Genomic DNA, 8,623 nt, shown 5'->3' with positions numbered 1-8,623 from the left:
GTCTCTTCAATCTTTGATTAGGAGCTTTGAGTAACTATTAAAGTTAGTTAGCCCCCTCTTAAAAAAGGGGGTTTTTTATTCCAAAGCTCAAAATATACAAATTTGAGAACCTTACGAGTCAGCTTCCCTCAGATTGGCCCTAAAACTGTTAACTTGCTTTCTTCGTTTTTATCCAATGTTGGATGAACTTAGAGAAACAACACGCCAAACTTTTAAAACTTCAAGCTAAAGCGGATGCTTGTACTTCAAGAAAAGAGGCTCTAAAAATTTTAAAAAAGTCTGATAAGGCTATCCATAAACTTTCTAGGCCATAGACGATCGACTAACAGTAGTAAGACTAACCCCATAGATTTTTGGAATCTTGGACCAGGCCCAGCCATAACTTCTGTAACTGTTAATTCTTGTTTTTCCAGCCGAACATCTCAGCCATCTTTCAAGTAATTGAATAGATCATGAACAACCTAGCTTTAACAAAAAGCGTATTAAGAAATCAGAAAGTCCTCTCGCTGCTCAACTTGTAACATTTAAGAAAGGCGTATTTACTTCTCACAAATCTTCAGTTTTTGAAGAAAGACAAAAGCAAGCTCGTGAAGAAGTTGCAGCAATGGATTCTTAATTCAGAATTGAATTGTTGACAGTCGATCGCTAGGGAGCAGTTAGCCCCCTATTTTTTTGGTATAAATCAACTACAGCACTTCGACTGACTGGTAGTAAGTAATCAAACATGACTAATCGCTATGACTGAAGAATGGAAACCAACAACCGATCAAATAAATGAAGTAATTAGCAGCAGTTGTGAATTTATTAAAGACGAAGTCAATGACTTACTTGAAGAACTCCAATGCCCTCCCGACTACATAGCTGGAATTTTGAAATCAATAGCCAGCGATTTTAAGAGTAAGGAAAAGAAAGATGCATGAAATAGGAGAGGATCCACTATTCCTTCAGGTGAAATCCAGGGACACTGTTTTAATTGGTGAGGATGAAATCTGCAAAGTTCTCTCATTTGTTGGAGGTGCTAGAGATCCACTTGCTCCCACACTTTTTCAAGTCGCAAATGTAGATACAGGCGAAATTAAATTTGTGCATGGGGAGGAAGTAAGAGAAATAGTTTCAACGTACGAGCAAGAAGTACAAAAAAGACTTGAATCTTCTACTGAAGGGCCACTAAGTGCCTTCCTTCCAACCGTTGCAAACTATGAGAAAAAAATAGGCAAAAAGAAATTAAGTGGGATTAGACAGAACCGACAAAAATCACCAACAAGAAACCCCTCTAGAAATTCCAATAACTAAAGGGGTTATTAAATTGACTCGTACTATATAAAGTCAATCTATGTCTTGATGAGGTTTGGCCTCATTTGATTTATAGGCGAAATCAGCTAAGAAAACAAGCAAAGCTTGGAAAGCCCTACCCCAAACGAACATCAATACTTCAAGAGTACTTTTTATGCTATTAAAACGGTGAATGGAATGTTCAAGCCCTTTCTCACCGAAAAACTTTCACCCTCTACATACCATGACTTCAATTAATAATTCTTCAGCAGCTAAGTTCCTAGCTCTTTTTTGTATCCCTGCGCTAATCCTTGCATCAGGTTCTTTTGATGTTGCTACTTCTGTAATCGTTTAATTAGAACAATGTTCTTCAAACTTTTCAGTTGATTTTTACGAATCTATCCTAGAAGCTTCAGATAAATGGGAGCTTTGGGGAATAGAAAATAGTGATTTAACCCCGCTAGAAATTCAGTTACTTCTTTCTCATGACTTCAGCTGATAAAGCAGCATTCGAAAAGAAGGCTTTTAAGTTTCTTCCTTTTCTTATTTTGGGAAAAATTATATTTGCCGCTTGGTTTATTTCCTACTTGGTGCAACTCTAACTTTTGTCTAGTTTTCAATTCATGGACCACCTCCTAGAAGAAGTTTGACTAACTCCATAAATATCAGCAATCTTTTTCCAACTCCACCCATAACTTCATACCTGTTAATTCTTGTTTTCTTGGTAATGTCTAGTGAGAACCAACAAGTCCTGCGACTTCGCCAAAAACACTTTATTTCATGGATTTTAAAAAAGCACTAAATCTCAATAGTTATGAATGGTGGAGAAACCATAGAAGATTCGTTACTTTTGGTGGATTCTTAGTTCTATTGGGATGCTGGGTCAATCCTGTTATTCAAGAATCAAGGAATAAAAATTTGTGTGTTCGTACATATTCAGAGCTTTATACCGTCCCTGAAGTTCTTGAAAAATTTAATGCGAAACAATTAGAAGAGTTCGGACTTGATACAAATGACTTTGCTAAAGCTTTGGCATATCAAACCTGTACGAGTCAAAAAGCTATTGGTAAATAAATGAAAATAAAAACAATCCTAAAAACTATTGGATCTCTTCACTTGTTTTTGGGTGTACTGCTAAAAACATATTGATTTTTTCTGTTGATACCATTGCCCCATCAGTCTCAGCAGAAACATTGTTATTTATTAGAGGGACCGCAGGTGTTGTTGCATCAACAAATATGGTATTGCTTTATTATTGATAATTTCTAGTTCCATTAGAGATCACGAATCTGTCAAGAAAGTTTTACTAGGTGAATTGGTATTAATGTCTTGCCTCTTAATAGTTGCAGTATTCATTACTCTTAATGCAGGAGTTATTGTTGATGCTGGTCCACCACCACCGTTTTGGATTGTTCTAATTGCAAATCCAGTTTTGTGTACTTATGGATTACTAAAAGGTAAATAAATGAAAAAAATTTAGTATTTATTACTCGCTTTTGCTGTCTTGACCTTCCTGATCACACTAATGGATCAGAGCGTTTGTCCTTCGTCTCTATAGCCATTAATTTTAGAAATGCTTTAATGCCGAGTGAGAACCAATAAGTTCTGGACTTCGACTACCAGATTTTATTTTTGGATTCGCTAGAGGTTGCCGCTGAAGCAATCCTTAGTAACTCGAAATTTTTATATTTTCTATTCAGTCCAATGTTGGTGGGGTGTGGAATATATATTTGCGAAACAGATTTAAGTACAAAAAAGGAGATAGATATACAAGCTGACTCTTTAAGAGCAGTTCTTAGAAATTCACTTAATTGGTTAGGCAGCTTTTTATGTATTGTTTTAGTTTTTATGGCATCCACTATCTAAGAGTTCCTCTTCTTGATTAGGTTACATGAACCAACTTCTCCACTACTTTCACCAGAGCAAAAAATCTTGTTGGGTATTGGTTCATTATTCAACTAATTAAATTCAGAGCACCTTTAATGATGGTTATCTATTCATTAGATCTACGCTCATTCTTAAGTGCAGCATTAAAAAGAAAGTAATTATGAAACGCTTTTAACTACTCGCCCTAACCGCTGGGCTTCTCTCTCCTATCGCTGCTAAGAATGAATTTAATTAAATCATTTGAATACAAAAAAAATATGTATAGCCTTAACTCTCCTTGCTCTGTTATTATTTTTTAATAATTAATTAAAATTGAAAGAATTTAACCCTGAAAATATTAGTCTTCTTACTTGTAAATCAAGATTTGATTTATGGATACAATTTATAAATCTTAAAAGTGTATCTGAAATTGCCGAAATAGGTGTTTTTAGAGGATTATTTGCTTCTCAAATACTTAAAAATTGTTTATCTATAAATAGATACTATATGATTGACCCATGGAAAAAATTAAAAGATTGGAATAAACCTTTAAACATTGATAATCAAACTTTTGAGCAATGTTACTTAGAAACTCTAGAGAGAACAGATTTTGCGAAAAGTAGAAGAATAATTCTAAGAGGAAAAACCACGGAAGTAATAAATCAAATAGATGATGAGTCTTTAGATCTTATATATATTGATGGCGATCATACATTGAAAGGAATATCTATAGATCTATTAAATTCATATTCAAAAGTAAAAGATGGAGGATACATTGCTGGGGATGACTTTTGCGTATCAATATGGCAACACAAATCAAATTATGAACCTACTTTAATATTTCCATATGCAATTTATTTTGCTGAGGCAGTAGGAGCCCATATTTATGCATTACCTTTTAATCAGTTTGTAATTAAAAAAGATATAAAGAAAAAAGATTTTAAATTTATTAATTTGTCAGGTGATTCTAGATATAATAATAGCTCTTTATTAAAACAATTTGAAATACAACTCAAAAATATTGAAATATAATCCCATCAATTCACAATCGCAATATTTGGCCTAAATAATCTTTTAATTTTGGCTTTCCTTCGGGCTTCATAACCAAATGAGCGCGCCCTTCAATGTCGACTACATAATCATCAAGTTGACCTTCTTTTCTCAATTTATATAACGTACTGGGTGATCTATAACCCAATAATTCGCTTGGTTTAGTTACTTTTGAAATTCCAAATAACAAATCACTGAATTAAATGAAGCTAAGAGAATAGTTTAATCGAGGGTTGCCATCAGACTTAGATCCGATGTTGCAGCGAAATGGAAAGTCATTGAGTTAACAAGCAATCATCAGGGTCCTTGGTTGATGGGATGATGTGGGTCATCCAAAGGGGCATTTGCTATCTAGCATCAACTATCCCTAAATAGACAACTAAGGAATCCGTTCATGAGCCTGTAGCTCATCCGTAAATCCAAAAGCCATTGGACTGGTAAGACGATCAGGGAAAAGAACACCATCCAAGTGATCTTTTTCATGCTGAACGACTCGTGCATGGAAGTCATGAAATTCTTCTGTATAGGAAACCCCCTCTTGGTCTTGCCATCTCAGGTGAATATGTCTCCAACGCTGCACCTCACCACGCAAGCCAGGTACGCTGAGGCAACCCTCCCAACCAGCGATCGATTCCTTTCCAATTGATTTGATAACAGGATTGATCAATACAAGTTCAGGCAAAGGAGGAGCATCGGGGTATCGAGGGTTATGGTCCATACCAACAACAAGAACCCTCCAAGGTTCATCGATCTGCGGTGCAGCTAGCCCTGCTCCAGAACAAGCCAATTTAGTATCGAACAGATCGTCTATTATTCCCTGTAGACGTTGACTACCAAACCAGTCATCAGGGATTTCTTGTGCGCGTCTACGCAATGCCGGATGACCAATTCGTAGAACATTCCGAATCCCCATATACCAATCATGCCGTCAGCAATAGCTTACCTAGACTAAGCGCATGTGAATGATATTAGTTCTGAACAATACTTTTGTCAGAAGAGCCTAAAAGGATGTCCTTCTGCCTAGAAAATCTAGAAGATATATGCGATGCTCAGTTGACTTGTAATTATTTTGGATGGCATTGGAGACTACAGTATTTACTTTCAAGATTTCTGTTCCGTTTGCAGATTGGGCTAAGGGATTTGATAGTCCTGAGGTTGTTGCAATGCACGAGACTAACGCAATAAAACCTTTATACAGAGGTATTAGTAAAGATGATCATGAATCAGTTGTCGTGATCCATCAAGCAGAAGAGGGTGTTGCAAAAGCGTTTTTTGAAGCAAGTAGAGAAGCTGTTGAAGCTACAGGTCATATATATGATTCAACCGTTATTACCAGTTATTTAGCAAGTTAAGAGAAATGGAAAAACTATTTATTGTGTGTACTTTTGACTGCTCCTTTGAGTACTACGAAGAAACTATTGAAAAGTTTGTCAAAGAATATGGAGATGGAGTTGTTATTGACTATGACCTAAACAAAATCAATAATCATAAATCACACTCTTTCTATAACGTCACAAGCTTAGAAGCTTTTGCAAAAATCCTCAATAATCCTTTTGCTATAGAATGGGACAAAGCTAACAACTGCAAAGATATTGTTTATAGGCTAGAAGGACCTTTGTAAACTCTTGTTATTGGATAGCCTAAAAATAAATTTTTATAAGAGTCATTATATTTATATTTCGGTATACCCAATTAATCAGTAGTAGCAACCGATCTTGGTCGTAAAGGCCGTATCTAATTCTTCGGTTTACAACATTTTAAATTCCATGTAGTCGAGTCAAAGTAGATATGTCCTTTGAAATGAATGTAATGTATTCCTCTTTATTTGACGCAGTATTCGCTGATTCATTCTTCTCTCCTATGAGAACAGTTTATGTTGTTTCTGATAGTCAGTTGGAAGAAATCAAGCGTAACCAAAGAGAAGAAGAACTCGAGAATATCGAGACTTCTCGTAAGAGACTAGAGGAGAGTTATCAGGCTCGAGTCAAAGTTCTCGATGAACGTGAGCATGAACTACAAGAAGAGATCAAAGCTCTTGCTCCAACTAAGAAGGAGAAAGAGAAAGTCACTACTTAGTAAATACGGTCAGTGGATGAGAGACAATTATGAGGGGGCAATTAGCTCCCTTTTTTCATTGCTTTCTTTGTGTAATTGCTCTGAGCGAACCCATAACAATTGAAAGGTCTGCAGATCAATTATTGATTCATTATTAAGCCCTAATAACTGATATAAAAGGGATTTAGGATGAGATGAAGTTAAAGAGCCTTGATTTTTAGGCATTAAGACTCATTGATATTCTGTAGCCGTTGATACAAAAATAAGCAACCTTATAGAAATGGAGCATTTGCGATGCCCCTTGGGAAACCACTCCACGTAACACCTCAGGGTGGATCAATTCTTTGCTTAGAGGGCTTGACTGGAAGAATTTTTAGAGCTTGTTCTGTGAATCAATGCACTTATACAGGTAATCTTCACAGTGCAAAATCGTTTTTAGACTTTATCGAAAACAAAACTAATAAATTTCTTCCTTCTGGAAAAAAGAACGAAAAGATCCCATCTCAACGTAAAACAACTCTTAAATGGAATGAAGACGGAAGTCTATCTTCTATTGATATGGCAAGAATATTGAATCGTCTTGAAAAAACACATTTGACCGAATGTGATCTTTCTTGCGAATGGGGAACTTCGAGTTTGTAGGTAATTAGCCTCTCTTTATCAATTAATCAATTAAAAAAATTTAGTTGTAACTTCTAGTCATCATCACGGAGGTACAAGTTATGTCCGTCAGAGAGGTTTTTCCCAGTCTGTCATTTTTAGTGTCTTTAGTCATATTGATGTCATATAGGGAATGAAAGCCATTCCTACAGCGGAGATTTAGCTTGAGGCTGTCTTGTTACGTGAACAAAGTGTGAGCTTCAGTATTTGTTTCTCTGATATTTCTATTCAAACCAGATGGAGTATCTAAAAATCTTTTGAATTGATTTTTATTTGATGGCTAAGGGTTTTTGGCTCGTTACTACAACAGTTACCAATCCAGCTTTTGCTGAATATGTTGAAGCCTTTCAACCTTGGGTTGAATCTGTAGGCGGATCAGTTCTTGCGAAGGATATGGAGGGACAAACTGTCGAAGGTAAGGGTGGAAAGTTAGCTGTCATTATTGCGTTCCCATCAAAGCAAGCTGCCATTGATGCTTATAACAGTTCGGAATATCAAGAGCTAAGCAAGTTACGCTGGGCTAATTCAACAGATACCAACATCACCATTATGGATGGCGATGTAACTCATTAATAAATGTTCCGTTTGATTTGACTGGATTTAACGGCTAAAGAAAAATGCTCTTAAGATGGTGAACCTACTTTTAGGTTCAAAGTGAAAAAGGTTATTTCATTGATTTTTGCCCTTTCAGTTATTGGAAGTCCTTCTCTTGCTTGGGGTTGGGGAGGAGAAGGTGGTTGCTCTTATTCAAAAGACAAAACAAATCAAGATTCTAAAACTGAGCAAGTAGAAGAAACTGACGCCTAAGTTGGAAGAACAAGTAAAGCTGCCAGAATTTTTAATTGAATATTTTTCTGGGATAGAAAATGGTGATTTCTATGAAGAACCAGTCGAAGGAGAATATCCAGATTGGTAGCTGCAATGAAATTTGAGTATTATTTCCGAGAGCGGCAAAAGAGAGTTTGAGCCTTTAATAGAGAGAATTTGGCCCATTCAAGAACATGACCAGAAAAGAGTTCATGGATAAGTTCTTTGATCTTTGCAAGGACGCTCAAGAAGAAATTCCACCAAATGTGATTGCAGAAATTCTCAGAGATTATGCAGATAGGTTGGATTAGATGAAAAAACTCTTTTCTTTTGTTCTTGGTCTTATTTTGTTCTTCTGCCCTCTTGCAGCTCAAGCAGAAGATATTGAGCTAATGCCGCAAGAGGAAATAGCTGAAGCACCTGCACTTGAATCAATGACGGAAGAGCAACTAAACGATTTACTGGGTGAGGAAATGTATTTAGGTACTCTTGATTTGCGAGGCAACAAGGTTGATACCAAGAGGTATTACAGCAAGAAAAAGAAAAAATAGAGAGGAAAGCCCTACCTCAACCGAACATCATTTTAGAGAAATTCTTTTTTATATTCACTTAGCAAGAGCGAGTAACTTCTACTAAAAACAGGTTGCGTTCAAGCTCTAGTCAGAGAAGGGGGTAGTCGTCGAAATCCTATCCCTTTGCTCACAAATCATAAAAAGTCATTAGGTCTGCACTTTTTTTGGTAAGCAAAAACTCAGGTTAAGCCTTGCATTTCCTACATACCGGGCATAACCAGTCTCTTCAATCTTTGATTAGGAGCTTTGAGTAACTATTAAAGTTAGTTAGCCCCCTCTTAAAAAAGGGGGTTTTTTATTCCAAAGCTCAAAATATACAAATTTGAGAACCTTACGAGTCA

16 protein-coding genes are annotated in these 8,623 nt (G+C 36.2%); 14 read left to right on the top strand and 2 right to left on the bottom strand.

The features are described from left to right. The first annotated feature begins 737 nt into the window (after positions 1 to 737). From DNJ73_RS05840 to DNJ73_RS05815, 7 genes are all read left to right on the top strand, one after another. Positions 738 to 920 (top strand): hypothetical protein, encoded by a 183-nt coding sequence (locus tag DNJ73_RS05840; RefSeq protein ID WP_158466787.1) that lies wholly within the window; start codon positions 738 to 740, stop codon positions 918 to 920. Next, positions 913 to 1,293 carry a DUF3104 domain-containing protein gene (locus DNJ73_RS05835; RefSeq protein ID WP_158466786.1) on the top strand — a complete coding sequence of 127 codons (381 nt, stop codon included), beginning with the start codon at positions 913 to 915 and terminating at the stop codon, positions 1,291 to 1,293. Before DNJ73_RS05840 ends, DNJ73_RS05835 begins: the two co-directional genes overlap by 8 nt. Before the next feature lie 172 nt (positions 1,294 to 1,465). Beyond that, positions 1,466 to 1,627, top strand: a complete 162-nt coding sequence (locus DNJ73_RS09975; protein ID WP_187152601.1) for a hypothetical protein — start codon at positions 1,466 to 1,468, stop codon at positions 1,625 to 1,627. Positions 1,628 to 2,052: 425 nt separating this feature from the next. Further along, positions 2,053 to 2,346, top strand: coding sequence for a Notch domain-containing protein (locus DNJ73_RS05830; RefSeq protein WP_158466785.1), 294 nt, complete (start codon positions 2,053 to 2,055; stop codon positions 2,344 to 2,346). A 250-nt stretch (positions 2,347 to 2,596) separates the two neighbouring features. Further along, positions 2,597 to 2,737 carry a hypothetical protein gene (locus tag DNJ73_RS10195; protein ID WP_257473376.1) on the top strand — a complete coding sequence of 47 codons (141 nt, stop codon included), beginning with the start codon at positions 2,597 to 2,599 and terminating at the stop codon, positions 2,735 to 2,737. Between the two features lie 167 nt (positions 2,738 to 2,904). Next, entirely contained in the window at positions 2,905 to 3,138 is a 234-nt protein-coding gene (locus tag DNJ73_RS05820) for a hypothetical protein (protein WP_158466784.1), read from the top strand. A gap of 333 nt (positions 3,139 to 3,471) precedes the next feature. Continuing rightward, positions 3,472 to 4,170 carry a class I SAM-dependent methyltransferase gene (locus tag DNJ73_RS05815; RefSeq protein WP_158466783.1) on the top strand — a complete coding sequence of 233 codons (699 nt, stop codon included), beginning with the start codon at positions 3,472 to 3,474 and terminating at the stop codon, positions 4,168 to 4,170. A 397-nt stretch (positions 4,171 to 4,567) separates the two neighbouring features. Here DNJ73_RS05815 and def read toward each other — a convergent pair whose 3' ends face one another. After that, positions 4,568 to 5,101, bottom strand: coding sequence for a peptide deformylase (gene def / locus DNJ73_RS05810; RefSeq protein ID WP_158466782.1), 534 nt, complete (start codon positions 5,099 to 5,101; stop codon positions 4,568 to 4,570). A gap of 160 nt (positions 5,102 to 5,261) precedes the next feature. Between def and DNJ73_RS05805 the strand changes: the two genes are divergently transcribed. From DNJ73_RS05805 to DNJ73_RS05795, 3 genes are all read left to right on the top strand, one after another. Beyond that, positions 5,262 to 5,540, top strand: coding sequence for a DUF3764 family protein (locus DNJ73_RS05805; RefSeq protein ID WP_158466781.1), 279 nt, complete (start codon positions 5,262 to 5,264; stop codon positions 5,538 to 5,540). Positions 5,541 to 5,545: 5 nt separating this feature from the next. Further along, a complete protein-coding gene (locus DNJ73_RS05800; protein WP_158466780.1) occupies positions 5,546 to 5,809 on the top strand; it encodes a hypothetical protein in 264 nt (87 codons plus the stop codon). A gap of 167 nt (positions 5,810 to 5,976) precedes the next feature. Then, complete coding sequence (locus DNJ73_RS05795; RefSeq protein ID WP_410003425.1) at positions 5,977 to 6,264, top strand: hypothetical protein; 288 nt, start codon at positions 5,977 to 5,979, stop codon at positions 6,262 to 6,264. Positions 6,265 to 6,291: 27 nt separating this feature from the next. On the opposite strand, the gene DNJ73_RS09970 is transcribed toward DNJ73_RS05795, so the two are convergent. Next, positions 6,292 to 6,468 (bottom strand): hypothetical protein, encoded by a 177-nt coding sequence (locus tag DNJ73_RS09970; RefSeq protein ID WP_187152600.1) that lies wholly within the window; start codon positions 6,466 to 6,468, stop codon positions 6,292 to 6,294. 69 nt (positions 6,469 to 6,537) lie between these two features. Between DNJ73_RS09970 and DNJ73_RS10255 the strand changes: the two genes are divergently transcribed. The 4 genes from DNJ73_RS10255 (at position 6,538) to DNJ73_RS05775 (ending at position 8,261) form a co-directional block, all read left to right on the top strand. Next, the gene (locus tag DNJ73_RS10255; protein ID WP_158466779.1) at positions 6,538 to 6,885 is read left to right on the top strand and encodes a hypothetical protein; all 348 of its coding nucleotides are present in this window, start codon (positions 6,538 to 6,540) and stop codon (positions 6,883 to 6,885) included. 294 nt (positions 6,886 to 7,179) lie between these two features. Continuing rightward, positions 7,180 to 7,476 carry a DUF1330 domain-containing protein gene (locus DNJ73_RS05785; RefSeq protein WP_158466778.1) on the top strand — a complete coding sequence of 99 codons (297 nt, stop codon included), beginning with the start codon at positions 7,180 to 7,182 and terminating at the stop codon, positions 7,474 to 7,476. Between the two features lie 81 nt (positions 7,477 to 7,557). After that, positions 7,558 to 7,710, top strand: coding sequence for a hypothetical protein (locus DNJ73_RS09965; RefSeq protein WP_187152599.1), 153 nt, complete (start codon positions 7,558 to 7,560; stop codon positions 7,708 to 7,710). Between the two features lie 311 nt (positions 7,711 to 8,021). After that, a complete protein-coding gene (locus DNJ73_RS05775; RefSeq protein ID WP_158466776.1) occupies positions 8,022 to 8,261 on the top strand; it encodes a hypothetical protein in 240 nt (79 codons plus the stop codon). The last annotated feature ends 362 nt before the right edge of the window (positions 8,262 to 8,623 follow it).

This window comes from Prochlorococcus marinus XMU1408 (assembly GCF_003208055.1).
Classification (GTDB): Bacteria; Cyanobacteriota; Cyanobacteriia; order PCC-6307; family Cyanobiaceae; genus Prochlorococcus_B; species Prochlorococcus_B marinus_A.
This window is presented reverse-complemented; position numbering and strand designations above follow the sequence as displayed.